The sequence below is a fragment of the Pseudoalteromonas sp. H105 genome, assembly GCF_001469215.1.
Taxonomy (GTDB): domain Bacteria; phylum Pseudomonadota; class Gammaproteobacteria; order Enterobacterales; family Alteromonadaceae; genus Pseudoalteromonas.
On sequence record NZ_LOFH01000005.1, the window covers coordinates 95,019 to 119,489 of the forward strand.

Sequence of the window (24,471 nt, forward strand, 5' to 3'; positions counted from 1 at the left end):
TTTAAAGTGTTTGCTCCAAAATGCGAACAACTAATTGCTCAAAAGTTGCCCCGTTTGCTTTTGCGGCCATTGGCACCAGCGACTTTTCCGTCATACCAGGTACTGTATTAACCTCAAGCAAGTAAAAATTGCCATGTTCATCTTGCATAGCATCAACGCGACCCCAGCCACTTGCTCCCACTAAATCAAACGCTTGCAAAGCCATGTCTTGCAATAACGTGGTCTCTTCTGATGATAAATCCGCAGGGCAATGATACTCGGTTGTCGTCGATTGATACTTAGCTTGATAATCATAAAAACCATTCGGTGTGGTCATTTCAATCACAGGCTGCACATCGTTACCCAGCACCGTTACGGTAAATTCACGACCGGTTACCCACTGCTCAACTAACACTTGGTTATCAAACTTAAACGCTTCTGTTAGTGCTGCTTCTAATTCTTGGGCATTATTGGCTTGTGCCATACCAATACTTGAGCCCTCATGAGATGGCTTAACCATCACCTTTTTAAGCTCACCCATTATTGCTGCAGTATCAAAACCCCGTTTACTATCAACAACAGCGTAAGGTGCGGTACTGAGCCCTGCTGATTTAAACAGGTGCTTACAGCGAATTTTATCCATCGCTAATGCCGAACCTAAAACATTGCTTCCGGTGTAGGGTAGGCCCATAAACTCTAGCGCGCCTTGAATTGTACCATCTTCACCACCGCGACCATGTAATGCTATAAATACTCGCTGAACACCAAGCTCTTTTAATTGCCACAATGGCTGCTCTTTTGGATCAAAAGCAATCGCATCAACACCTGCACTTTGTAATGCATTTAAAACTGCTTGACCCGATTTAAGCGATACCTCACGCTCTGCTGAATGGCCACCCAATAACACCGCAACTTTACCAAACTGTGTATTAAGCTGTGTCATACATCTACCTGCTTTAGGTGTTCAATTGACAACCCTGTTGCCGCTAACTGTTTAACTAATTGACCTATATTACCAGCCCCTTGGGTTAAAACTAAGTCATTGTCTTGTAATATATTCGCTAATACGCCCGCAAGCTCTGAATTACTCGCTATATGTAATGGCTCTTTACCACGCTGGCGTAAGCTGCGGCATAAACTCTTACTATCAGCACCGATAATAGGCTCTTCACCTGCACTGTACACATCTAGTAGCAATAACTGATCAACATCGGCAAGTACCTTGACAAAGTCTTCATACAAGTCGCGTGTACGGGAAAATCTATGCGGCTGGTAAATCATCACTAAGCGTTTATCAGGCCACCCTTCACGGACTGCGGCAATCGTCGCCGCGACTTCTGATGGGTGATGGCCATAATCGTCAACAAGCATAACGTTACCGTACTCATTTTCAAACGTACCATAATGTTGAAAACGACGGCCTATCCCTTCAAATTTATCGAGCGCTTGTAAAATCGCTTGATCAGAAATTTTTTGATCTTTTGCAACAGCAATCGCAGCCGTCGCATTTAACGCATTATGTATACCAGGCATATTCAGCTGAATCGTTAAATCATTGCCCTGCTTGGTACGTACCGTAAACGTACAGGTATTGCCTTGTTGGCTAAAGTTAAGCATACGGTAATCTGCATCAGCCGACTCACCATACGTGATAACGGGTCGAGCAAATCGAGGAATAAGCTCTGCCGCAACCTCTGAATCAATACACACTACAGCTAACCCATAAAATGGTAGATTATGAATAAACTCCACATAGGTGTCTTTCATCTTCTCTAAACTGCCACCATAGGTATCCATGTGATCTTCTTCAATATTAGTGATCACAGAAACCATAGGTTGTAAGTGCAAAAATGACGCATCACTTTCATCTGCCTCAGCTATCAAAAAGTCGCTTTTACCCACTTTCGCGTTACTTCCTGCGCTATTAAGTAAACCACCAATTATAAATGTTGGATCGAGGCCAGCTTGCGCATAAATACTAGCGATCAAGCTCGTTGTCGTGGTTTTTCCATGGGTACCGGCGATGGCAATGCCATGACGAAAACGCATTAACTCAGCAAGCATCTCAGCACGACGTACAACCGGAATACGCGCAGCTTTCGCAGCAATAATTTCAGGGTTTGTTTCATCAATAGCGCTTGAAACGACAACAACATTCGCATCCTTCACATTACTTGCATGGTGGCCAATAAACACTTCGGCACCCGCCTTAATTAAGCGCTCAGTCATGGCGCTATGGGCTATATCTGAGCCAGTAATACGGTAACCTTCAAAAGCCAATACTTCAGCAATACCGCCCATCCCCGCGCCACCAATACCAATAAAGTGGATAGTGTTGATTCGTCGCATTGCTGGTCGTGATGGTTTATTTATATCGCCACTTTGTTTGTTTAATTCGTTCACACAACTCTCTTTTTATTTGTTACTTGCTCACAGTGCTGTGCAACATGCGCTGTGGCATCAATGGTAGCCAACGCTTTTGCGCGCTGCGCCATCTGATCTATTAATTTTGGTTGTTCTAAATAAGGTCTCAAGGTATCGACAATATTAGCTTGGCTAAATTCCCCTTGCGGCATTAATAATGCCGCTTCAGCAGCAACTAAAAATTGCGCATTTGCGGTTTGATGGTCATCAACGGCATGCGGGAATGGCACAAATAATGCCATTTTTCCAGCCGCAGCAATTTCACTCACGGTCAGTGCGCCTGCACGGCAAATTACAATATCAGCCCAGCTATAAGCCGCATCCATATCATCAATAAATTCAGCGACCTTTACTTGCTCTGTGCTAAATGCTTGCGCTTTATAGGCTTGAGTGACCCCATCAAGGTGACCTTTGCCTGTTTGGTGCCACACATTTATCTCGGTTATTTGAGATGACGCCTTAAAGGTCGAAGGCAGTGTGCTATTGAGCACCTGAGCACCTAGTGAACCACCAACAACTAATACGTTAATTGGACTTGATACATGTCGAACCGCGACCTTTGCTACGCTTTGACGTACCGGATTGCCAACCACTTCACTTTTGCCATGTTCAAATGCACTAGGAAATGCAGCGAGCACTTTATTTGCACACTTTGCAAGCCACTTATTACTCATTCCAGCTACTGCATTTTGCTCATGGATCACCAATGGAATTCCTAAGCTTCGCGCTGCAATACCTGTAGGGCCAGTTACATAGCCCCCCATGGCTAGAACCACATCGGGACGATGTCTTTTTAAAACGTTGCGCGCTTGCATGATGGCATTAATGACCATGAAAGGGGCTTTAATCAAACGTTTTAAGCCGTTACCACGGACGCCTTTAACATTAATAAAATCAATCGCAATATCATGCTTAGGCACTACCTGCGCTTCCATTCTATCAGCTGTACCAATCCAGCTTACCTGCCACCCTTGCTGTTTAAGATGCTGTGCCACAGCAATGCCAGGAAAAATATGTCCGCCCGTACCGCCGGCAACAACGATTAGCTTTTTACTCATCGCTTACCTCCTCGGGATGTTGCTTGTTTGGTTGCCATTTTAGTTTCAAAATCAACGCGGAATAAAATTCCTGCGGCAATGGTCATGATTAATAAGCTAGAGCCACCATACGATACAAAAGGCAACGTTAATCCTTTAGTAGGTAAAATACCGGCACTGGCGCCCACATTTACCATGGTTTGAAATGCAAACCATATCCCTATCGCGAGCGAAAAATAGCCTTCGTATTCTTTGCCACACTTCAATGCTTGCTGACCAATTAAAAGCGCTCTGAATACTAAAACACAAAAAACTGTTAAGATGCTTAACACACCTATAAACCCAAGTTCCTCACCAATCACTGCAAAAATAAAATCATTATGCGCTTCTGGTAAATATTGTAACTTTTGTACGCTATTGCCAAGCCCTTGGCCAAACCAACCACCTTGGCCATACGCCATTAAAGATTGCACCAACTGATAACCTTTACCAAATGGGTCATCCCACGGTTCCAAAAAGCCAACCACACGTGCCATACGGTAAGGCTCAACAATAATGAGTAATACAACTAAACCGATGCCTGTTAAAATTAACGCAAAAAACTGCCATAATTTAGCACCAGCTAAAAACAATAAACCGACCGTGGTAACAAACATAACCACAACCGTACCTAAGTCGGGCTGTAATAAAATTAATAACGCATACACAGCAAATACTGCGATAGGCTTTGCAAAGCCTTTTATGTTTTCTTGTACCTCTGCACGTTTTCGCACAAGGTAACCCGCGATATAACTAAAAAAGTAAAGCTTAGCAGCCTCAGCAACTTGAAACCCAATAGGGCCTACCGGTATCCATCGCTTAGCCCCATTCACTTCTCGACCAACGATTAACACAATAACCAGTAGCACCATGCCCAATATTAATAAATAAGGATTTGATCGCTTCCACCAATCCATCGGCACACTGCATGCAATCCAAAAAAGCACAAAGCTCATGGCTAAAAACATACTATGTCGAATAGTGATATGGTACGGGTTATCAAATAAACGCTCTGCCGTTGGCATCGAAGCACTGGTAACCATAACAAACCCAACTCCGATAAGCATGATCACGCAGTACAGCAAAGGTACATCGTACAACTGCGCAGATTGCTTTGGTGTCAAAGCACCACGGATATCTGCCAGTGCGATCATAAATCACCCGAACAAACGCATTCGACGAAATGTTCGCCACGCTGCATATAATTACTATACATATCAATACTTGCGCATGCTGGCGCCAGTAAAACATAATCACCTGGTGTTGCGAATTGCTTTGCAAGAGTAACGGCCTCTTGCATTGAGTACGTTAAATGCCCTTTTTCTGTTAACGCAACAAGCGCGCTTGCATCTTTACCAAAACAAATCAGTGCTTTTACTTTATCTTGTAAATAAGGTTTGAGTGCATCTAAATCAGCGCCTTTGGCATCACCACCAGCAATCACAATTAATTGCTGTGCTTGCTCTGATAAACTATCAATAGCAGCAATGGTGGCCCCGACATTTGTTGCCTTTGAATCATTAAAATATTTGACTCCACTTTGTTCAGCAACAAACTGACAACGATGAGCAAGCCCTCTAAATGCTGAAAAAGCGTCAGCAAATTGTACCGGTGAAATATCAAATGGCTTCAATAATGCCATAACTGATAACGCATTCAGCTGATTATGACTCCCCACAACACCAAGTGTGCTGACAGGTAAAATAGCCTTACCGTGAACAGTAAAGTAAGGCTCACCGTTTAATGTTGATATGCAATAATCCGCGCCAGATAGAGCAAAGCTCACTTGCGGGTTAACATCGGTATGTGTGGCTGTATCATTGTTGTTAACCACAGCCAATGCTGTATTGGTATAAATGGTTTGTTTAGAATTTATATATGCTTGATAGTCTACATAACGATCAAGGTGATCTTCTGACACATTAAGCACCGTTGCACTAACTGGTTTTAGACTGCTCGTGGTATCGAGCTGAAAGCTGGAAAGCTCGAGTACAAACACATCAAAATCACCCGCTAATAAATCCAGCGCGGCTGTGCCAATATTGCCCCCTAACCCGACATTATAACCCGCTGCTTTTAGTACATCATAAGCAAGTGTAACAACAGTTGATTTACCATTAGAGCCGGTCACCGCCACTACTGGCTTGTCATTTAAACGCGAAAATAACTCTATATCACCAATCACTTCAACACCCGCTGAAATAGCGCCCGCCACTGCAGGTATTGTTAAGCTAAGGCCTGGGCTGATAATAATAATATCGGCTGTAGATAGATTGGCACGGCTTAAATCACCAAAGTGGGTATTAAGTTCAGGTGCATTGCTTTGCAACCAATCTATACCAGGAGGTGACTGGCGGCTATCTACTACTGTTGGTGCAATATTATGAGACAATAAAAAACGCACAATGCCCAGACCGGTTACACCGAGCCCGAGCACTGTTATGTGTTTAGTTTTTATCTCGCTTAAATACGTCATTTACCTGATCTTTAATGTCACTAAGCCTGCTAATACAAGCACGATCGAAATAATCCAAAAACGCACTATAACCCGTGGTTCTGGCCAACCTTTTAATTCGTAATGATGGTGAATCGGTGCCATTCGAAATATTCGCTGACCCCTTAATTTATAGGAGCCCACTTGCAAGATAACGGATAAAGCTTCCATCACAAATACCCCGCCCATAATGACCAACACAAGTTCTTGGCGAACAAGTACAGCAATAATGCCCAATGCGCCACCTAGCGCTAATGACCCCACGTCGCCCATGAAAACTTGTGCCGGGTAAGTGTTGAACCATAAAAAGCCAAGTCCAGCCCCGACTATTGCAGTGCATACGACAACAAGTTCACTTGCCAACGGCAAATGAGGGATGTGTAAATAAGCTGAGAAATTAACATTACCTGTTAAATAGGCGATGATAGCCAGTGCAGCCGCCACCAAAATAGTAGGCACAATCGCTAAGCCATCTAAGCCATCAGTTAAATTCACGGCGTTAGATGTGCCAACCACAACAAAGTAGGTCATTACAATGTAAAATAAGCCTAACTGCGGTAATACATCTTTAAAAAACGGCACGACAAGTGACGTTTCATTGGCATGGTTCGCGGTAAAAAATAATGCGCAAGCAACAACCAACGCAATCACTGATTGCCAAAAGTACTTCCATTTAGCAATTAACCCTTTTGGATCTTTGCGGATCACTTTACGGTAATCATCAACAAAACCAACAATGCCCAATGAGCCAATCACAAACAGCGTAGCCCATACATACTTATTGGCTAAATCAGCCCACAATAATGTGCTGGTAAAAATAGACGCTAAAATTAACAAGCCCCCCATGGTAGGCGTGCCTTTTTTCGACAAGTGAGATTCAGGCCCGTCATCACGTACAACCTGACCAATTTGCATTTTTTGTAAACTACGAATTAATTTCGGGCCAAAATAAAGTGAAATGAGTAACGCCGTTAAAATACCAAATACAGCACGCACTGTTAGGTAAGAAAACACATTAAATGCACTGTAATATTGGGTTAAATACTCTGCCAACCACACTAACATGTTGGTGCTCCATTGCTGCCATTTTGTTGGCTGTTAACTAAATCTTGTACAAGTAATTCCATTCGTGAACTGCGCGATCCCTTCACGACAATAGTGGTTTTTTCTGACTTTTCAGACAACTGCGTCTCCAATTGCTGTAACAATTGGTCTCTGCTAGAGAAGTGGCGATTTGGTTTTTCAAATTCATCACTGGCGTACTTACTAAGTACACCTAGCGTATAGAGCTCATCAATGCCTTTTTGTTTTGCATATTCGCCTACTTGTTGATGATACATACGAGCTTGTTCACCCAGCTCCCCCATATCACCAAAAGCCAAAACTCGTTGGCCTTCAATATCACTCAGTAAGTCAATTGCTGCCTTTACAGACTGCACATTCGCGTTGTAGGTATCATCGATGACAGTTAGCTTGTCGCTCACTTTAATTATATTTACCCGCCCTTTTACTTCACCCATATTGGCAAGTGCATGCGCTGCATTTTTAAGGCTAACACCAAACTCAGAAGTCAGAGCTGTTGCAATAAGCGCGTTCATTACATTGTGTCGTCCAGGTAATGCTAATTTCACTTTTACGCGCTCAGAAGCGGTACAAATATAAAATGATGCGTGAGCTTGATCATCAAGCTGGATGTCCTCAGCCCATACATCAAGTTTCTGCGTGCTAGATAGGCGCTTAATCTTTTCTTTGGGGAGTTTATCTAACCACGATTGGCTAAACTCACTATCACAGTTAACAATCGCAATGCCGCCAGGTTTTAGGCCATCGTAAATCTCGCCTTTTGCAGTAGCAACGCCTTCAAGCGAGCCAAACCCTTCAATATGAGCTGCCGCCACATTACAGACGACAGCCACATCCGGTTTCGTCATTGCTGCGGTATACGCAATTTCACCAATGTGGTTGGCGCCCAGTTCAATGACGGCATACTGATGCTGCGGCTCCAATCTTAATAATGTTAAAGGCACACCGATATCATTATTAAAATTGCCTTTGGTAGCAAGTACTTCACCGTGACCGCAAAGAATTGCCGCACACATTTCTTTCACCGTGGTTTTACCTACGCTTCCCGTAATAGCAATCGTCTTAGGCGCAACATTGGCCATTACCGCAGCGCCAATTTGACCAAGCGCTAAACGAGTATCGGAAACTAAGAATTGAGGAATATCTACATCCACTTTACGATGTACAATAACCCCAATAGCGCCTTTACTTTTTGCTTGCGCTACAAATTTATGGCCATCAAAGTTAGGCCCTTGCAGCGCTAAAAATACCTCTCCATCGCACAAAGTACGTGTATCTGTATTTATATTTGTTATCGTTTTATTATCACTTGGGCTTTGCGTTGCTAACACATTAGCAAGCCAATCAAAATCCATAGGGATCATAACTGCGATCCTCTTTTTTGTTTTTTTAAGGTGTGTTGTACAAATTTTCGATCGCAAAAATCTATGCGCTGCGAACCAATAATTTGATAATCTTCATGGCCTTTTCCGGCAATTAAAACAACTTCATTTTCTTTTGCGTTATCAATAGCAAACTCAATTGCAGCGCCACGATCCGCTTCTAAATGTGCGTGATGCGGATTATATAAGCCCGCTGCAACTTCTGTTATTATTTGCATTGGGTCTTCGCTGCGAGGGTTATCACTGGTGATAATCACTTTATCGGCATTTTGCTCTGCTGCGCGTGCCATCATCGGGCGTTTACCTTTATCACGGTCACCACCACATCCAAACACACAACTCACGCCACCTGGCACATGCTGTTGTAACGCTTGCAATGCTAATGCAAGCGCATCCGGTGTATGCGCATAATCAACAATACACGTTGGTTGCCCCTGCACACTAAAAGCCTGCATACGCCCAGCAACTGGTTGTAAACTCGCACAACCTGCCGCCAAAGCTTTAAGCGGGTAGCCTAAACCTAACAAAGTCGCAATGGCTGCCGCTAAGTTATACAAGTTAAACTCTCCAAAGAGCGGGCATTGTATCGCGACGTCACCCCAACTTGTAGCTAACTGTGCCGAAATACCGGCTTTGTGGTAATTTACATCGGTAAAATACACAAACTTTGCACCCGCTGGCACCAAACCTTTACGGCCATAACAAACCAAGTTTGCAAAATCATATTGTTCTAACCACTGTTGTACTTGGTTGTCATCTTGGTTTACCACGGTTAACTGAGCATCAAAATCTTGCAATAACATTAACTTGGCTTGTGCGTAACTGGCCATGTCTCCATGGTAATCGAGGTGATCACGCGAAAGGTTTGTAAATACTGCGGCTTTAAAACGACAGCCTGTGACACGGTGTTGCACTAAACCATGGGATGATACTTCCATTGCAACCAAGTGCGTTTGAGCTGCAGCAAGTTCAGACAAAATGCGCTGTAGATCGACGCACGAAGGTGTCGTATTTACAAGAGGTGTAAGTGACTCAGGTTCGCCATACCCCAGCGTACCAATGATAGCTGATGGTTTTTCGCAGTAGTGAGCTAAGTGGGCAATCATAGCTGTGGTTGTTGACTTACCATTTGTACCGGTAACGCCAATTAAATCAAGCTGTTCGCTGGGCGATTGATAAAAGCAACTAGCCAGTACCGGAAGTTTCTTATCTAAATCGGATGTTAAATATAACGGTTCAAAGTCACTTTCAAATTCACATAAGCGATCTGCAATAACCGCCACCGCACCATTTTTAATCGCTTGCTCAATAAACTGCCCACCATCAAGCTCATGGCCTTTAATCGCTACAAATACATCACCTGGTTTTACATCACGACTGTCTAAGCGCAACTCATTCACTATCAAGCTCGTTGCGTCTATTTCAATGTGTTTTAATATTGTATGTAAGTCACGCACCATCATCGTTGCCCTTCACATAAGCCACCGAACCTTTATCTGGTGCTACGTTTAAAATTCTTAATGAATTGGAAATAATTTCAGCAAATGCAGGCCCTGCCGTCGCACCACCATAATAAACATCTCCACCGGGCTCATTGATCAATACAACAACAGCCAAACGCGGATTACTCGCAGGTGCAATACCGGCAAAATACCCAACATATTCGTCACCATAACCACCTACTGCGGCTTTTTTAGAGGTACCCGTTTTGCCCGCAGCACGATAGCCATCTACTTTAATCCGGCTCGCAGTGCCTCCATCCTCAAACACGCTTTCCATCATATGTACAACCGCTTCAACGTCTTTTTGTTGAAATACGCGTTCCCCTTCAGGAATAGCCTCTTGTTTCAATACTGTTAGCGGTCGATTAACACCACCTGCACCTAACATGGCATAAAAGCGTGCCATTTGAGCCGTGCTCACAGCAATATTATAACCAAATGATAATGCTGCAATTTCATGATCTGACCAACGACGATTTGGGTAAAATAAACCACTACTTTCACCGACCATCCCCGTTCCAGAATCAATGCCAAAGCCTACTTTTTGATATAAACCAACAAAATAATCTTTCGGCACGTCTTGGCTCACTTTTGTGACACCCATATTACTTGAGTATTTTAAAATATCTCGTAATGTCATATCACCATGATTGCGCGTATCTTGAACTAAACTACCGCCTAATCGCATCCAACCTGGGTAGGTATCAACTGTATCGTCCGGTTGAATTGTGCCGTAGTCTAATCCAGCCAAAATGGCCAGAGGCTTAACGGTTGAGCCTGGTTCAAACAAATCGGTAATTGCGCGATTACGACGTTTATGCGGCGCTGCATCGGTTAGATTATTAGGATTAAAAGAAGGGCTATTAACCATTGCCAACACTTCACCGGTTTTTACATCAACCACCATTGCAGATCCTGATGTGGCTTTATAAGTCAAAACAGCTGATTTAACGGCTTTATAAGCAATGGCTTGAATGCGTTGATCAATGCTTAATTGAATATTTTCAGGTTCAACGCGCTCTCGTTCATCAAGCACCTCAACCTCACGACCTCGTCCATCTTTACGAATCGTTCGGCGACCTTCTTCACCTGTAAGCGCATTTTCATAAAGCTTTTCAATACCTTCAATACCTTTACCATCGATATTTGTAAACCCTAATACATGGGCTGTCACTTCACCTGCGGGGTAATAACGCTTGGATTCATCAAGTAAATGAATTCCCGGCAAACGCAAGTCACCAATATAATTGGCGACAGCCGGCGTTACTTGGCGTTTAAGGTATACAAAACGTCGACTTGCATCATCGCGTAAACGGCCGTTTATTTTTTTCGGATCAAGACGTAATACGTCGGCAAGTTCTCGCCAACGTAAATCGTTCTTGTAGTAAAGTGCGACACGTTGATTAAGAAGGGCTTTATTTTCGCTTAATGCCTTTTGATCCTCGCCATTTTTACGCGCTTGTCTAAGTACTTTTGCAACTAATGATTTATGAAGGGCTTTTGGATCGGCGTACACACTAACCACAGGCACACTGACAGCGAGCTCTTTGCCATGACGGTCAAAAATCATTCCCCGTTGAACATGCAGCTTTTCAACTCTCACTGTGCGCTTATTACTTTCAGAACGTGCTTTATCAGGCTCAATAACTTGTAAGTAAGCTGCACGAGATACCAAAGTCACAAAAGCAAGCAGCACAACAGCGCACACCAGCATAAAACGCCATGTGATCAAACTATTAACTGGTTTTTTTGCTCTGCTTCTCATGGCAGTGTTATCACCTGTTCATCTTGGCTAGTTGGCCGCTTCATTTTGAGCTGCATAGTTGCTATTTCTTCAATCCGCGCATGCTGCGAATAAAACTCTTCTTCTACAAGCAAGTAGCGCCATTCAAGGTCAAGTTCATCACGCTCTTGTAACAGCTCATCCTGCTCTATCAATTCTTGACGTGCAAGATGTGTAATTTGAACCACACTCAAACTAGATGCGAATATCACAACCAACAAGGCCGAGGTTAGCTTATTTGCTCCTAGGCCTTTTAAAATCTCTAAAAATAAGTTGGGTTGGCGATGATTCGCTTTTGGTTTCATCCCAACCTCTGTGCAATCCTAAGTACTGAACTTCGTGAACGCGGATTACGCTCAACCTCATCTTTACTTGGCTTGATAGCTTTACCCACTGCTTTTAACGTCAGATTTTTATTTATTTGTGCATCTGTTAAAGGCAGACCTCTGGGTAATGCTGCTCCCTTACTCTGTTTTTTAATAAACTGTTTAACAATACGATCTTCTAGTGAATGGAACGAAATAACGACTAAGCGACCACCGGGCTTTAGCACATCAATAGACGCTTGTAACGCCGTTTGAATTTCTTCTAATTCACTGTTGATATAAATACGAATCGCTTGGAATGTACGTGTAGCTGGATGTTTAAACTTATCCTTGACTGGTACGGCTTCATCAACTAAATCAGCAAGTTGTTTCGTCGTTGTAATGGGAGTGTACTCACGCACTTCAAGCACTTTGTGCGCAATACGACGGCCAAATTTTTCTTCGCCATACGTTTTTATAACATGGGTAATATCTTCAAGTTCAGCTTCAGCCAACCACTGTGCAGCGCTGCGACCACTGGTTGGATCCATGCGCATATCCAATGGGCCATCTTTCATAAAACTAAAACCACGATCCGCATCATCAAGCTGTGGTGATGACACCCCAATATCTAATAAAATGCCATCCACTTTACCCAACAGATCGTTTTCCTTAGCCACTTCGTATATATTAGAGAAGCGAGTGTGGGCAATAGCAAATCGACTATCATTAGCAAATTTTTCAGCTGCTTTAATTGCTTGTGGATCTTGGTCAATTGCCTGTAAACGGCCAGCCTCATTTAATCGCGCAAGTATTTGCCCTGAATGTCCGCCGCGACCAAACGTACCATCCATGTAGATGCCATCTGGCTGTATTGCAAGGGCATCGATGGTTTCATCCATAAGCACGGAAATGTGTTCAAATTGCGCTGTCATTAGTTTTAAACTGCCTTTTTTATTAGCCGATCAAAGTGAGAAGTTATCTAGATCTGGGCTAGACTCAAAATCACCGAGCCTTTCAATCTCGGTATCCTGCTGCATTTGTTCATGCCAACGTTCTTCATCCCAGATCTCAAATTTATTCATCAATCCGACCAACATGATCTTTTTGCCTAAATCTGCGTGAGCACGTAGAGACGGTGCAAGCAAGATTCGACCATTTTTGTCGAGTTGATATTCTGTTGCATTTCCTAATAACATGCGTTGCATACGCCTAGCTCGTGGATTCATATTTGATATTTTCGCAAGGCGCTCTTCAATATCTTGCCACTGAGCTAGCGGGTACAACCATAAACAAGGTTCATTCAATGCAATAGTGCAGATCACAGTACCCATATTTTCAGACAGCAGATCGTTCCGGTACTTGGTTGGTACCGCAAAGCGTCCTTTGTCATCCATACTGAGCGAGCTCGCACCACGAAACATAGAAACCTATTGTAAATTTTGTTGTTAACGGGCTTTTATTAGTTTTTATCCAATTAGATCCACTAAAAACCACTTTTTACCACAGTACTCCAGTTTAGGGCTTGACAAGCTATATTGTCAAGTCGACAAAACGCCTTAATTGACTGTACAAGCCAGAAAAAATAAGGCTTCGCACAAAGCTACTGAATTACGTGGGAAAAAGTGGAAAGCACTAAAAAAAATATTTTCTATACTGATCACGTTATATTTGCTTCAGCGACGGGTCACTGAATGAACGATGAATAATTACAAATAATCAACCTCGTTAACGTACCCATTTTGGCTAGTGTAAAATTGACTTCAACTCGCTGTAATTTTTACTGTTCAATGCCAACCACTTAAGTACCTTGAATGATTCATTAAAATTAACACATTGAATATATTAGCTTTTATTTTTTACTATAAAGCCTGTCTCTATTTGGTTGAATTTCTCTCAATTGTTTAAGCAAAACATATTATGGCTACAACAGCCGCCAACTCAAAAACATCAGCAAACAGTAACGTAAATCCACATGCTTCATTAAACGATGCATCACTAACAAAAAAGCGACGTCAGCTAGACTCTCTAAAAAAAGCAGCCAGTTAAACGTGGAAAAGCATGTGCAATACCGTGGTAGAGCACATCAGTTGGCATTTAAAAATTCGCTTGAAACAGCAGGTATTGGATTGACCGCGGGCATAATAGTGATAGCGCTTTTTAACCATAAATAAGTTTTAGTATGCGTATTTCCAACACGCTAAAGAAACAAAGCAACGTGCCAAAATGTCAGGCTACTCACAGTAAATTTAAGCAGCTCAGTAAGTTTACATGGCTTTTAAGGGGGGTTAATATGATCCGCATCATTTAAGTGTACACTTTAGCTTCTCATTTTTAGTTATTTTAATTAACGTACAGCTATTAGAGTATGCATGAGAATATAAAAAGTGAAAAAACGCATCGTATTAACAGGTGGGCCCGGTGGTGGAAAAACAACGGCCATTGATCTATTACGCCGAGAGTTTTCAAAACAAATAGTGGTGGTTCCTGAATCTGCAACCATATTATTTGGTGGCGGCATCAAACGAAACGAGTCACCTCATCTTATAAAAGCCCACCAACAAGCCATTTTTAACCTGCAAAAGCACCTTGAACATATTCAACGCACCGAACACCCCAATCGCTTAATGCTTTGCGATCGCGGTAGCTTAGATGGTTTAGCTTATTGGCCTGATGAACCTAGTGCTTTTTTTGATTGCCTCAAAACAGATTTACATACCGAGCTTACTCAGTACGACGCCGTTATTTTCTTTGAAACCGCAGCTAAATCAGGGCAAAGCATTCATAGCAATAACCCTGTACGAAACGAATCTGACAAACAAGCCATACTCCTTGATGACAAACTGCAGGCGATCTGGTCTCAACATCCTAACTTCAACTTAGTTAAAAGCTCAGAATCTTTTATTCAAAAAGTAATGTTTGGTATTGAAACCATTAAAAAAGTCATGGACAGTTACAAAGCCTAATGACTAATTTAAACCCACATAACTCACCCCCGATTATGTGGTGTGAGGTAATCGATATAAGGCCCCTTGGGTACCACTTGTGTTGGATTAATCATGGTGTGGCTAAAATAGTAATGCCGTTTAATATGATAAAAATCAACGGTTTCATTAACCTTTCCTATCTGATAAAGCTCACGTACATAGTGACTCATTGCAGGGTAACTTTCTATGGTTCGTAAATTACACTTAAAGTGACCAACATACACACTATCAAAACGGATCAAGGTGGTAAATAAGCGCCAATCGGCCTCTGTAAGCGTATCTCCCACTAAATAGCGGTTTTTACCTAAACGGGCCTCAATATTATCAAGCGCATCAAATAGATTATCAAAGGCATCAGTGTATGCCTGTTGAGTGGTTGCAAACCCTGCACGATATACCCCATTATTTATATGCTTGTATATGAAGTCGTTTACTTCATCTATTTGTGAACGTAATTCACGCGGATAAAAATCCAATGTATTCCCAGTTAATGTGTCAAAGGCTGAGTTAAACATTCGAATAATCTCTGCAGACTCATTACTTACAATCCGACTGGTTTTTTTATCCCATAATACAGGAACAGTGACTCTCCCTGAGTAATCTGCTTTGTGCGATGTATAGATTTGATACATATAATCTTTATCAAATAAGTTATCGCCTGAGCTGTAATTAGCCTTATCAAAACTCCAACCATGCTCGAGCATATCCGGGCTTACAACCGATACACTAATGTAGTCTTCAAGCCCTTTTAAATGACGGAATATCAGGGTCCGATGCGCCCATGGGCAAGCCAGTGACACATATAAATGATAGCGCCCCTTTTCTGCTTTAAAACCCGCAACTCCAGTTTCGCCCGCACTGCCATCAGGCGTTACCCAATTGCGTAATTGAGCGGCTTCACGTTTAAATTCACCTTGGTTATTATCAGTGTCATACCACTTATCGTGCCACTGACCATCAACAAGTAATCCCATAACAATCTCCTATAAAGTACCAAATTTACCGGCTTGATAATCTCGAACGGCTTGCTGCAACTCAATCTGGGTAGTCATAACAAACGGGCCCATGTGAGCTATTGGCTGATTAAGAGGCTCACCCGCGAGCAATAAAACACCAGCCCCTATATTTGAGCTAAAAGAAATATCAGTGTGTGGCTGTAATATAAGCAAACTACCCGATTTAATCTTACCCGCTTGTGCTGTCTCAATTTCGCCAGTATGAACATAAATCATCGCTTTTGATTGCGCTAATGACGTATGAGAAAAGGCCGTTTGGGCAGGTAATGTGACATCTGCCACCATGCCATTAGCTGCTAAATTTTGTAAACTAGATACTTGCTGTTCATCAGCAAACTGCCAACTGCCTGCTAATGCAGTTAACTTAACACCTTGCTCATCGTGCATTACAGGTGCTGGGGACTGTGTTGTATCTTGATATTGCGGTGCTCTCAACTTGTCTTTGCTTGGCATATTGAGCCAAATTTGAAAACCATGCATGCCCTCCTTTGCATCCGCTAAGGGCATTTCACTGTGAATCACACCAAAACCTGTGCTCATCCACTGTACATCACCCGCACGAATCGCTTTTTTATTTCCCATTTGATCTTGATGTTCAAAGCCGCCTTTGATGATATAAGTGAATGTTTCGATCCCGCGATGTGGATGCGCTGGGAACCCCCCCATAAAATCGTTTTCATCATTTGACTTTAGTTCATCAATCATTAAAAAAGGGTCGAGGTGTTTACCATCAAAACCAGCTATACGGCTGATATTGACCCCATCACCATCACTGGTTGCATGGCTTGATAGAATATTTAATATTTGCATGGTTTATCTCATATACTTAACTATGCTTCATATTAGGCATGTGAACTGGAAACAACCATTGCTTAAAATAGTATCAATCATTCGTTTAAATAGAATGATAACTAACCTTATCTTTCGTATGGTTATTTTTACGTTTTTTAGATACAATTTTGCACCAAATGAAAATAATAAAGAGTATCATTATTTTATCTTTATCATTACAGACTCGTCTTTATCGCTTATTTTTCTTATTAAGCTTACCTGGCATTGTGGCTATTTTATTTAGCCTTTGGTACGCGAAAGAAAATGCTCTCAAAGAAAGTCGTTTGCAAGCACTCGCTATTTCCCAACAGCTTGCAACGCAACAAACTAATTTACTTAATGAAGTTAAGCATTTCACGGTGCAGCTTGCCAAACTTGATGACTTCACGTCCCCGCTAAAATCAGAATGCCCACCCTATCTCGAGAAAGTAGGCTCTCTCAATTCTGAGATAGCTAACATTGGTATTGTTGACTTACAGGGCAAGCCACAATGTTTGCTAAGTGGCATTAACAAAGAAATTGATATTACTGACCGCCAATATTTTAAAAATGCACTCACAACAAAAAGTTTTGCGATTGGTTTTTTTCAAAAAGATCGAAGCTTAGATACGCTTACCATTAATTTTGCATACCCATTACTAGACAAAAACAATAGCCCTTATGGGGTTGTTGTCAGCGTGATGACACTGGATTGGTGGAGCAAAAAACTGGCGAACTTTCACCTTCCTCAGGGGGCGTTTGCGATTATTACCGATAGCCATAATCGCGTTGTAGCAAACCACCCATATGATGTTCAACTCCTTGGTAAAAACATTAAGGAATACGGCTTTAGTGATGCGACATCAAAGGTAAACACCATTGTCGATTTTAATGGGGTGAACTATGCAATTCATAAACAACAGATGTATAAAGATGAAGTTAATAACACCCTAAACGCGTATGTTGCTATTCCTTTCGAAGAAGCAATTCAAGATGCAAATCAACTTTTTTTAAATACACTCGTCGCATTTATTATAATTTTATTAGGAATGTGTTTGTTTACACATTTACGCTTAAAACAATCAATCCTAAACCCCCTAGCGCAATTGACACTGGCGATTCAAGCACTTGCAAAAGGCCATTTACCCAAGCAGTTTAGTCTTCAAAGCTCTGAGCTCAACTCCTTATACAAACACTTTGAAACAATGGCACAAACACGTCTTGCCGCTGAGTCACATGTAAAACGCCAACACGCAGAATTAAACAGTCTATTAAATGCCTTACCAGACATTTATATTCGCATTAACATACATGGCGATGTGCTTAATTTGGGCGGTCAAATCGGGCGTTTAAATAAACCTGTGTTTGCTCATTCCAAAGCACACCTGCGTGATTTAGTCGGTGAAGACAATAGTAAGCAGTTACTTAGCTGCTTACCGATCGGTACAAGCACAGCGCAATTTGAACTACTTGACGCTAACATTCACTCAAAACATATATACGATGTAAGGATTAGCGCAAAACCAAACAGTAATGAATACACCATTGTTTTACAGGATATTACGCTTAGAAAACAAGCTGAAAAAGCCTCGAGTCTCGCGTCTTTAGTTTATGCCAATAGCAGTGAAGGTATGGTAATAACGGATCCAAATGCGACGATATTAGATGTTAACCCTGCCTTTTGCGAGGTAACCCAGTACCGAAAAGAAGAAGTGCTTGGTAAACCTATCTCTATTTTAAATTCGGGTAAACACAAAAAATCATTTTATAAAAACATGTGGAAAATGATTGAACAATCAGGTCGCTGGCAAGGCGAAATCCAAAATAGGCGTAAAGATGGTGAGCTGTTTACTGAATGGCTAACAATCGATACCGTCTATGATGAGCATGCAAATCCACATCGCCGAGTCGCTATCTTTACGGATATTACAGAAAAAAAAGCAGCTGACGAATTAATATGGCATCAAACACACTTTGACCACTTAACTAACTTACCGAACAGAGTTGAATTAAAAGACCGCTTAAACCAGCGTTTAAGTAAGAACTTCAGTAAAAGCTCCCCCCTTGTGATCATGCTTCTAGACCTTGATCATTTTAAAGATATTAACGATACGCTAGGCCACTTTTATGGTGACGAATTACTTAAAATGATCGCGCATAGACTGCATGAAACAAATCAAGACATTGATTTTATGGCGCGTATTGGTGGTGATGAATTTGTTATTGTCCATACAAAAATTGTCAGTGAGGAACACATTAAAAAGGTAGCAAACGATCTACTTAAAGCTATGTCGCAGCCATTTATGCTTGAAGGCGAGGAGATTTTTATCGCTGCAAGTATAGGTATTGCTATTGCACCAACGGATGGCGATTCGTGTGAACAATTACTTAAAGCAGCAGATCAAGCCATGTTTCAAGCTAAACAAAATGGCCGCAATTGCTATGAGTTTTTTGACCTAAAACTACGTGAACAAGCGCAATATAGGATGGACCTATTAAAAAGTATGCGCTACGGCATTGAGCAGCAAGAATTCGAGTTATATTATCAACCAATCGTTGATCTTGGTTCTGAGCAAATCCATAAAGCCGAAGGGCTACTTCGCTGGCAACATCCTGTGCAAGGATTAGTTAGCCCAGCTCAATTTATTCCTCTGGCAGAAGAGTCGAGATACATAAACCCGCTGGGGCAACTTGCCTTTACTAAAGCGTTGCAAACAGTTCAAACCATTCGCAAACTCGATGAAAGCTTTCAGATAAGTGTTAATGTCTCACCAGTCCAGTTCAGTTGTTTAGACAGCGGCATTGATAAGTGGCCACAATTGCTACAAGCAGCAAATTTACCCCTAAGTGCCATTGTTGCAGAAATTACCGAAGGCCTCATGATCACACCAGAGCCCCTAACTCAGCAACGGCTTAAAGCATTAGAACGCTCAGGTATGGAATTGGCACTTGATGATTTTGGCACAGGTTACTCATCTCTTGCTTACTTGCAACAGATGGATGCCGATTACTTAAAAATAGACAAATGTTTTGTTGATGACATAAAAGCAGGAAACCAACAACTCGCATTGTGTAAAGCCATAATCAATATGGCCCATCAGTTTAATTTAAAAGTGATTGCTGAAGGCATTGAGACGCGCGAACAATATAATTTATTACTACAATTAGGCTGTGATTATGGGCAAGGTTATTTATTTTCAAAGCCATTGCCTGAAAAAGAGTTCATTGAATTGGTTCGTAAACAACATCGTTAATTTAATACCAATCTGCTTAGATATGAGATTTATTTAATAACGAGAAAAGCGTTCAAACATTTATGCAAATTAGTATAGGATACAAAAAAGCCCGCTGCGTTAATTGCGGGCCTTTTTGTAGAATGAGTGAGTCTGCCGATAAATTAACAGAGAGACTTTATCACTTAATTAAAAATCAATACGTTAAAATTAATTATTCACCTATATTAAAATACTTTGGCACAGCTTTTGTGCACATTTTCAACTAGGTTTTCCTTCGAAAAACACAAACAATTAAACGACGAATTTTTTCTCAATTTCAACCTCAGCCCTCAAAGCGTTACTAATGATATTCAATCATGTATTTTAGTGGTGGTATCAACGAATAACAGCAACTTTTCCATTTTCTATTTATAAAACGTCCATCATTGTTTGAGTGCATTCATTCAGCTGGTTATTTTTTGAGTAAATCCCTTTTGCATAGTGTTTATATCTAATGGTTATAGCTGAATGATTAAACGTAAACACATCTAATAGATCTATTTTGTATTCTGTATGAGCCCCTAAAGAAAAAGTCATGCTTTTCTCAGAGGTTCTTTTCCGCCAGGTAAACAAGAATCATCAATCACCCAAAGCAAATGAGAATGCCACATCATCAACGAGCAACGATATATATTCCTCCAATTCTTTTTAGTAACGCAGAGTAGCCAAGTCGCCTTCATTTTTGAAAATATAACGTTGCAAATGCATTTAGAACCACTCGCAGATATTGAACCTGAGAATAAAATAAAAATCGACAATAATATTTTTTGCATAAAACCGGCTTTCCAATAATAGGATATCAATCGCTCGTATTAGATTTAACTACAGGTTGTGTAATAGTAATATCTTTGCATACCATCGGTAGCATCTCAGTTGTCAACCCCGCTGGAAGCTTGCTTTGACTTAACTTTGTTGTGACTGAAGCTAGGCTACTTGGGTTAGGATGGTAAATAACCTCATGAATCCAATCATTAAAGTAAGATACTCTGGTATACACTTCATCAATACCATATTTACCAATCCCGCCCTTTTCAAATCGAGAGCTAATTCCTAAGACTTTAATCCCTGATTTCGTTTTGATATAAGCAGGACCACCGCTATCACCTCCTCCAGACACCCCTTCTAAAGGAAGGGCTTCACTACCATTATCAAACTTAAACTTTAACAATGGTCCTTGCGCGTAAGTCACTTGATTCTGTGCTTTACGTAATACACCTTTATTAGCGAAGTTATCTACCGTTTCTCCAATTAACCCATTTCCTGTTCCGCCAATACCTATAAACCAAACTTGTTTATTTAGTTCATTATTTTTGGTTTCGATGATTGCAGGCTTCACCGCCTGAACAGCTTGCGCTAACTCTACTAATGCAATGTCATGACTGCTGCCAGGTTTATATAACTTATGGATAAACAGGTTTTCGATAGTTTCCAATTTTCCATTAATCTCAACTTTACTCCCCTTTTCAATGCAAAAAGAAGCATGTGCTGCTGTTAATATCCATTTAGGGGCTATTAAAGAACCATGGGCACCACCTACGTAAAATGTAGCTAAAGGCGGAAACTCATTAATATTAGTCTTATAATTAAAATCGTTTTTGTCATGTTTTATAACAATCGCGTTGCTATAAAAAGACATGATTAAAAGTGTCGTGAAAAATGCTTTGTTCATGTTTTAATACCTTAACTTGAAATTGTTCTAACGGCTGATGCTAAGCTTAATCAGTATTGTGTTGTGCCATGTTATTCTGTTGCATGTGACAGTCGACTTTCTATGTTTTGTTCCTTAAAGTTGGCTAACCAATAGCTATCCAAATTATATCCTTGCGTGTTTTTGTACTTAGATAGGTAGTTTTGCAATGCAAATTGATAAAAATAAGGTTGAGCAACTAAAGAGGAAACCATTTAAAGTAAATGGCGCAGAAGTTGATTATCAAAGAAACCTTATCCGTATAGATGATGTAGATAACGCAGTACAGCCTATGGTAATGGAATTAATGGTGTTGTTAAGTAGCCATAAAGGAAAAACGTTATTAAAGAGTGATATTGTCGCTCACCTTTGGCCTGATACGATCGTGGGTCCCGATTCATTAGCAAATACCATGGCTTGACTTCGCAAAATATTAAACGACGATGCTAAAACGCCAATCTATGTAGAGACAGTGCAAAAAAAAAGGCTACCGATGGTTACAAGATATTAAAAAAGAGCCAGAGAAGCGCATACATAAAAAAAACTTAATTTTAATATTAGCCTCAATAATCTTTATGCCGTTCTTATTTATCTTTTTTACAAAAGAGCCAATAACACAATCTTCTTCAGAGTTTTTGTTTCCAGAACTGTCAATTACTCAGTTACCTGCCGGGGGGTATGAAGTAGATGTAGCTATTGAGGGCGAATTAACAGAGGAAAGAAAAGCGGCAGTGCTAAAAGAAATAAAGAGAATCACAGGGGAAGAAAACTCAGAAATGGAATTTACTTTTGACTCCTTAACCCCAACATGTGTTGATAAAGCCGAACAAAACATAAATTGCGAATACAAAGATAAACAACATTAATGAAGCAGGTACATTAAACAGGATTTCATGCTTGTACTAGCTCATACTTAATCTAACAGTTTTTATCAATCAGTGTGCCGTTGAAGTATAACGTTGCTGTTTTTTTGCTTAGCTCATGGGTCAGTTTTTGCTTCATATGAATTAAGATACGTTTTGCTTGAGTGATTAAAGTGCCAGTATCTATAGTGTGTCGATCACTGGCAAGTATTTTTAGTTTATCTAATTCGGGTTTGATTAATTCAAGAAAGTTTAAAGCATGATGAAGATGTTTAGTTTTAAGTGAAATGCGTATATCGGAGCCGATAAATTTACGAGGGAAAACATAACGAAAATAGTAACGTTCTTTTCGTAGTATGAGGTGTTCGGGGAGTTTGATATGTCTCATTAAGTTACCTATGTGTAAGTAACGTATTGAGTTTATTTGGCACACTATTTGGCACACTTTTAAAATTTTGTGCCATGAGATTAGTGGTTCAAGCGTAAGCACCTAATAAATCAGATGCTTACGCTTGAGTTTGAGTCAGCCTATAAGCCGGGTTCTGTTCTTTCCGAAGAAAGCGATAATCATTCGTCTAGGCCATAAATCGCTCTATGGCTCAAGCAACCTACCCGGTTCCAACGTGGGCCACGCCATAAGGAACCCTATTTGGTCTTGCTCCGGGTGGAGTTTACCTTGCAACCAACTATTACTAGCGGCCCGGTGCGCTCTTACCGCACCCTTTCACCCTTACCAACCGAGGTTGGCGGTCTCCTCTCTGCTGCACTTGTCGTGGGCTCACGCCCCCCAGCCGTTAGCTGGCACCCTGCCCTGTGGAGCCCGGACTTTCCTCCCCCTGCGCATTTTCGTTGCAGGCAGCGATTATCTTGGCTGACTCGGCGCGCAGTATACCTGAGCTTATAGCTCAGCGCAGTAAAGAATTAACCTTTTTCGTCAATAATTGTTTTATACAGTGCGTTTTTCTTCATTCCAAAGTAGTCAGCCACAATACCGCAGGCTTTTTTCATTGGCATTTCACTTTCAAGCAACGTAAGCATTTTGCGTGCTTCTGGCGGGATATCATCCACCAGCTTGGGTTTTCCCGGCAACATCAATACGATTTCGCCACGCTGTTTGGTAGGGTCATCCGTTAAAAATTGCTTCAGCTCAGTGACCGTTCCATTAAAAAAGGTTTCGAAGGTTTTGGTGAGTTCTTTGGCAAAGACAACGTGCTGTTCACTTCCCAGAGCAGCGTCTAAATCATCAAGACTTGCCATAATACGGTGCGTACTTTCATACATAATGCTGGTAATACCTGAATTTACCGCTTCGATGAAAAAGTCTTGGCGCGCTTTACTTTTAGCGGGGGTAAACCCAATGAACTGAAAACGATCTGTTGGCAACCCTGAGCAGCAAACCGCTGTAATGGCAGCACATGCACCGGGCACAGGGGTAACATGCGCGCCTTGCTCGCGGCAAAGGTTAACAACCGCATAACCTGGATCGCTTATCAGAGGTGTGCCTGCGTCGGATACTAACGCAATGTTCAATCCTTGATTTAGTTGATCAATAATTTGCTGTGCTTTTTGCTTTTCATTGTGATCATGCAAAGCAAAGGTTTTAGCCTTAATGCCAAAGTGACTGAGCAACTTGCCGGTGTGGCGTGTGTCTTCAGCTGCGATTAAGTCAACTTGAGATAGTGTCGCAATTGCGCGCTGACTTAAGTCGTCAAAATTGCCAATTGGGGTAGCAACGATGTAAAGAGTGCCGATTTTATCTGAATTCTCCTCATTTAACATTGAGGTCTCCTGCGTCAGTCAGTAAT

The 24,471-nt window shown here is 41.4% G+C and carries 22 protein-coding genes and 1 other RNA gene; 5 read left to right on the forward strand and 18 right to left on the reverse strand.

Features of this window, described 5'->3' with window-relative positions; all coding sequences use genetic code 11:
- Nucleotide 1: 1 nt before the first annotated feature.
- From ATS75_RS10295 to mraZ, 12 genes are read right to left on the reverse strand one after another with little or no spacing between them, the layout of a single operon-like run.
- Complete coding sequence (locus tag ATS75_RS10295; protein ID WP_058560366.1) at nucleotides 2–922, reverse strand: D-alanine--D-alanine ligase; 921 nt, start codon at nucleotides 920–922, stop codon at nucleotides 2–4.
- Entirely contained in the window at nucleotides 919–2,328 is a 1,410-nt protein-coding gene (gene murC, locus ATS75_RS10300) for a UDP-N-acetylmuramate--L-alanine ligase (protein ID WP_058560518.1), read from the reverse strand. Before murC ends, ATS75_RS10295 begins: the two co-directional genes overlap by 4 nt.
- 50 nt (nucleotides 2,329–2,378) lie before the next feature.
- On the reverse strand, nucleotides 2,379–3,461 hold the full coding sequence (gene murG, locus ATS75_RS10305) for an undecaprenyldiphospho-muramoylpentapeptide beta-N-acetylglucosaminyltransferase (RefSeq protein ID WP_058560367.1): 1,083 nt from the start codon (nucleotides 3,459–3,461) through the stop codon (nucleotides 2,379–2,381).
- Nucleotides 3,458–4,633, reverse strand: coding sequence for a cell division protein FtsW (ftsW, locus tag ATS75_RS10310; RefSeq protein ID WP_058560368.1), 1,176 nt, complete (start codon nucleotides 4,631–4,633; stop codon nucleotides 3,458–3,460). The genes murG and ftsW overlap by 4 nt, the downstream gene beginning before the upstream one ends.
- Complete coding sequence (gene murD, locus ATS75_RS10315; protein ID WP_058560369.1) at nucleotides 4,630–5,955, reverse strand: UDP-N-acetylmuramoyl-L-alanine--D-glutamate ligase; 1,326 nt, start codon at nucleotides 5,953–5,955, stop codon at nucleotides 4,630–4,632. The genes ftsW and murD overlap by 4 nt, the downstream gene beginning before the upstream one ends.
- On the reverse strand, nucleotides 5,956–7,038 hold the full coding sequence (gene mraY, locus ATS75_RS10320) for a phospho-N-acetylmuramoyl-pentapeptide-transferase (protein ID WP_058560370.1): 1,083 nt from the start codon (nucleotides 7,036–7,038) through the stop codon (nucleotides 5,956–5,958).
- Nucleotides 7,032–8,420 (reverse strand): UDP-N-acetylmuramoyl-tripeptide--D-alanyl-D-alanine ligase, encoded by a 1,389-nt coding sequence (locus tag ATS75_RS10325; RefSeq protein ID WP_058560371.1) that lies wholly within the window; start codon nucleotides 8,418–8,420, stop codon nucleotides 7,032–7,034. Before ATS75_RS10325 ends, mraY begins: the two co-directional genes overlap by 7 nt.
- The gene (gene murE / locus ATS75_RS10330) at nucleotides 8,417–9,895 is read right to left on the reverse strand and encodes a UDP-N-acetylmuramoyl-L-alanyl-D-glutamate--2,6-diaminopimelate ligase (RefSeq protein WP_058560519.1); all 1,479 of its coding nucleotides are present in this window, start codon (nucleotides 9,893–9,895) and stop codon (nucleotides 8,417–8,419) included. Before murE ends, ATS75_RS10325 begins: the two co-directional genes overlap by 4 nt.
- Nucleotides 9,888–11,705 (reverse strand): penicillin-binding transpeptidase domain-containing protein, encoded by a 1,818-nt coding sequence (locus ATS75_RS10335; RefSeq protein ID WP_058560372.1) that lies wholly within the window; start codon nucleotides 11,703–11,705, stop codon nucleotides 9,888–9,890. The genes murE and ATS75_RS10335 overlap by 8 nt, the downstream gene beginning before the upstream one ends.
- Nucleotides 11,702–12,028 (reverse strand): cell division protein FtsL, encoded by a 327-nt coding sequence (gene ftsL, locus ATS75_RS10340; RefSeq protein ID WP_058560373.1) that lies wholly within the window; start codon nucleotides 12,026–12,028, stop codon nucleotides 11,702–11,704. The genes ATS75_RS10335 and ftsL overlap by 4 nt, the downstream gene beginning before the upstream one ends.
- On the reverse strand, nucleotides 12,025–12,963 hold the full coding sequence (rsmH, locus tag ATS75_RS10345) for a 16S rRNA (cytosine(1402)-N(4))-methyltransferase RsmH (RefSeq protein WP_058560374.1): 939 nt from the start codon (nucleotides 12,961–12,963) through the stop codon (nucleotides 12,025–12,027). Before rsmH ends, ftsL begins: the two co-directional genes overlap by 4 nt.
- A 30-nt stretch (nucleotides 12,964–12,993) precedes the next feature.
- A complete protein-coding gene (gene mraZ / locus ATS75_RS10350) occupies nucleotides 12,994–13,452 on the reverse strand; it encodes a division/cell wall cluster transcriptional repressor MraZ (RefSeq protein WP_058560375.1) in 459 nt (152 codons plus the stop codon).
- A 496-nt stretch (nucleotides 13,453–13,948) separates the two neighbouring features.
- On the opposite strand from mraZ, the gene ATS75_RS20740 reads away from it, so the two are divergent.
- Together ATS75_RS20740 and ATS75_RS10355 are read left to right on the forward strand one after the other, a co-directional pair.
- The gene (locus ATS75_RS20740; protein WP_268801565.1) at nucleotides 13,949–14,077 is read left to right on the forward strand and encodes a hypothetical protein; all 129 of its coding nucleotides are present in this window, start codon (nucleotides 13,949–13,951) and stop codon (nucleotides 14,075–14,077) included.
- A gap of 338 nt (nucleotides 14,078–14,415) precedes the next feature.
- Nucleotides 14,416–14,994, forward strand: a complete 579-nt coding sequence (locus ATS75_RS10355) for an AAA family ATPase (protein ID WP_058560376.1) — start codon at nucleotides 14,416–14,418, stop codon at nucleotides 14,992–14,994.
- Nucleotides 14,995–15,017: 23 nt separating this feature from the next.
- Here the strand turns inward: ATS75_RS10355 and ATS75_RS10360 are convergent, their stop codons facing one another.
- Complete coding sequence (locus ATS75_RS10360) at nucleotides 15,018–15,989, reverse strand: glutathione S-transferase family protein (protein WP_058560377.1); 972 nt, start codon at nucleotides 15,987–15,989, stop codon at nucleotides 15,018–15,020.
- Between the two features lie 9 nt (nucleotides 15,990–15,998).
- A complete protein-coding gene (locus tag ATS75_RS10365) occupies nucleotides 15,999–16,841 on the reverse strand; it encodes a pirin family protein (RefSeq protein WP_058560378.1) in 843 nt (280 codons plus the stop codon).
- 158 nt (nucleotides 16,842–16,999) lie between these two features.
- Between ATS75_RS10365 and ATS75_RS10370 the strand changes: the two genes are divergently transcribed.
- Nucleotides 17,000–20,095 (forward strand): EAL domain-containing protein, encoded by a 3,096-nt coding sequence (locus ATS75_RS10370; protein ID WP_201020960.1) that lies wholly within the window; start codon nucleotides 17,000–17,002, stop codon nucleotides 20,093–20,095.
- Between the two features lie 820 nt (nucleotides 20,096–20,915).
- On the opposite strand, the gene ATS75_RS10375 is transcribed toward ATS75_RS10370, so the two are convergent.
- Nucleotides 20,916–21,785: a trypsin-like serine protease gene (locus ATS75_RS10375; protein ID WP_058560379.1), complete on the reverse strand. Its 870-nt coding sequence runs from the start codon at nucleotides 21,783–21,785 to the stop codon at nucleotides 20,916–20,918.
- A gap of 187 nt (nucleotides 21,786–21,972) precedes the next feature.
- On the opposite strand from ATS75_RS10375, the gene ATS75_RS10380 reads away from it, so the two are divergent.
- Entirely contained in the window at nucleotides 21,973–22,224 is a 252-nt protein-coding gene (locus ATS75_RS10380; protein WP_058560380.1) for a hypothetical protein, read from the forward strand.
- Nucleotides 22,225–22,378: 154 nt separating this feature from the next.
- Nucleotides 22,379–22,669, forward strand: a complete 291-nt coding sequence (locus tag ATS75_RS10385; protein WP_058560381.1) for a hypothetical protein — start codon at nucleotides 22,379–22,381, stop codon at nucleotides 22,667–22,669.
- A 52-nt stretch (nucleotides 22,670–22,721) separates the two neighbouring features.
- Here the strand turns inward: ATS75_RS10385 and ATS75_RS10390 are convergent, their stop codons facing one another.
- The 3 genes from ATS75_RS10390 to rsmI all read right to left on the reverse strand — a co-directional run bounded on the left by ATS75_RS10390 (nucleotide 22,722) and on the right by rsmI (nucleotide 24,445).
- Nucleotides 22,722–23,054, reverse strand: coding sequence for a hypothetical protein (locus tag ATS75_RS10390; protein WP_058560382.1), 333 nt, complete (start codon nucleotides 23,052–23,054; stop codon nucleotides 22,722–22,724).
- A gap of 127 nt (nucleotides 23,055–23,181) precedes the next feature.
- Nucleotides 23,182–23,545: RNase P RNA component class A (gene rnpB / locus ATS75_RS11085), an RNA gene on the reverse strand.
- Nucleotides 23,546–23,587: 42 nt separating this feature from the next.
- Entirely contained in the window at nucleotides 23,588–24,445 is an 858-nt protein-coding gene (gene rsmI / locus ATS75_RS10395; protein WP_058560383.1) for a 16S rRNA (cytidine(1402)-2'-O)-methyltransferase, read from the reverse strand.
- Between the last annotated feature and the right edge of the window lie 26 nt (nucleotides 24,446–24,471).

Excerpts from the sequence above, each read along its gene's own strand:
- ATS75_RS10295 (WP_058560366.1), bottom strand. The coding sequence starts at position 922 with ATGACACAGCTTAATACACAGTTTGGTAAAGTTGCGGTGTTATTGGGT.
- murC (WP_058560518.1), bottom strand. The coding sequence starts at position 2,328 with ATGCGACGAATCAACACTATCCACTTTATTGGTATTGGTGGCGCGGGG.
- murG (WP_058560367.1), bottom strand. The coding sequence starts at position 3,461 with ATGAGTAAAAAGCTAATCGTTGTTGCCGGCGGTACGGGCGGACATATT.
- ftsW (WP_058560368.1), bottom strand. The coding sequence starts at position 4,633 with ATGATCGCACTGGCAGATATCCGTGGTGCTTTGACACCAAAGCAATCT.
- murD (WP_058560369.1), bottom strand. The coding sequence starts at position 5,955 with ATGACGTATTTAAGCGAGATAAAAACTAAACACATAACAGTGCTCGGG.
- mraY (WP_058560370.1), bottom strand. The coding sequence starts at position 7,038 with ATGTTAGTGTGGTTGGCAGAGTATTTAACCCAATATTACAGTGCATTT.
- ATS75_RS10325 (WP_058560371.1), bottom strand. The coding sequence starts at position 8,420 with ATGATCCCTATGGATTTTGATTGGCTTGCTAATGTGTTAGCAACGCAA.
- ATS75_RS10335 (WP_058560372.1), bottom strand. The coding sequence starts at position 11,705 with ATGAGAAGCAGAGCAAAAAAACCAGTTAATAGTTTGATCACATGGCGT.
- ftsL (WP_058560373.1), bottom strand. The coding sequence starts at position 12,028 with ATGAAACCAAAAGCGAATCATCGCCAACCCAACTTATTTTTAGAGATT.
- rsmH (WP_058560374.1), bottom strand. The coding sequence starts at position 12,963 with ATGACAGCGCAATTTGAACACATTTCCGTGCTTATGGATGAAACCATC.
- mraZ (WP_058560375.1), bottom strand. The coding sequence starts at position 13,452 with ATGTTTCGTGGTGCGAGCTCGCTCAGTATGGATGACAAAGGACGCTTT.
- ATS75_RS20740 (WP_268801565.1), top strand. The coding sequence starts at position 13,949 with ATGGCTACAACAGCCGCCAACTCAAAAACATCAGCAAACAGTAACGTA.
- ATS75_RS10360 (WP_058560377.1), bottom strand. The coding sequence starts at position 15,989 with ATGGGATTACTTGTTGATGGTCAGTGGCACGATAAGTGGTATGACACT.
- ATS75_RS10365 (WP_058560378.1), bottom strand. The coding sequence starts at position 16,841 with ATGCAAATATTAAATATTCTATCAAGCCATGCAACCAGTGATGGTGAT.
- ATS75_RS10370 (WP_201020960.1), top strand. The coding sequence starts at position 17,000 with ATGAAAATAATAAAGAGTATCATTATTTTATCTTTATCATTACAGACT.
- ATS75_RS10375 (WP_058560379.1), bottom strand. The coding sequence starts at position 21,785 with ATGAACAAAGCATTTTTCACGACACTTTTAATCATGTCTTTTTATAGC.
- ATS75_RS10380 (WP_058560380.1), top strand. The coding sequence starts at position 21,973 with ATGCAAATTGATAAAAATAAGGTTGAGCAACTAAAGAGGAAACCATTT.
- ATS75_RS10385 (WP_058560381.1), top strand. The coding sequence starts at position 22,379 with ATGCCGTTCTTATTTATCTTTTTTACAAAAGAGCCAATAACACAATCT.
- ATS75_RS10390 (WP_058560382.1), bottom strand. The coding sequence starts at position 23,054 with ATGAGACATATCAAACTCCCCGAACACCTCATACTACGAAAAGAACGT.
- rsmI (WP_058560383.1), bottom strand. The coding sequence starts at position 24,445 with ATGTTAAATGAGGAGAATTCAGATAAAATCGGCACTCTTTACATCGTT.